At 37.7% G+C, this 485-nt stretch carries 1 protein-coding gene; it reads right to left on the bottom strand.

All coding sequences use genetic code 11. The annotated features are described in order from the left end of the window. Positions 1–485: IS4 family transposase (locus CO726_RS31310; RefSeq protein ID WP_136699929.1), on the bottom strand; the 485-nt coding region annotated here is incomplete at both ends.

Raw genomic sequence — 485 nt, forward strand, 5'->3', positions numbered from 1 at the left:
CATAAATCATTCGCTTTTACAGTTGGGGCACACAGGGAACCGTAGGTTCGATCATGTTGTTTACCTGGACCTGTATGAATATGAAGGAATTGTCCACTTAATAAATCATATTCAAGCTGTATCTTTACTCCCGCTGTATGGCTGCATCCTCCCGCACCAGGATAAATTGATGAAAATATATCTGGAAGTTGAAATGCAGTTGAATCTAAAATACGAATACGCTTGAAAACAGAAGTATATGGATAAGAAATTGGCATAGATGCGGTCAGTTTTTGGTTTAGTAGTTCAGCTAATAGTTGTTGTAAAAATTGAACAGCCGTTTTATTAAATCGTTGATTCAAGCCCTCAGGGCTGATGAGTACTTCTGTTGATGCTTCTAAACAACTAGATAACTGAGTTAAAGAAGTCATCGCTACATTTTGGCTCACCCATACACATAAAGCGACTAAATCTTTTGCTTGGTACTTACTGGTTCGTTGTACAAA

Source organism: Bacillus fungorum (assembly GCF_002746455.1).
Taxonomy (GTDB): domain Bacteria; phylum Bacillota; class Bacilli; order Bacillales; family Bacillaceae_G; genus Bacillus_A; species Bacillus_A fungorum.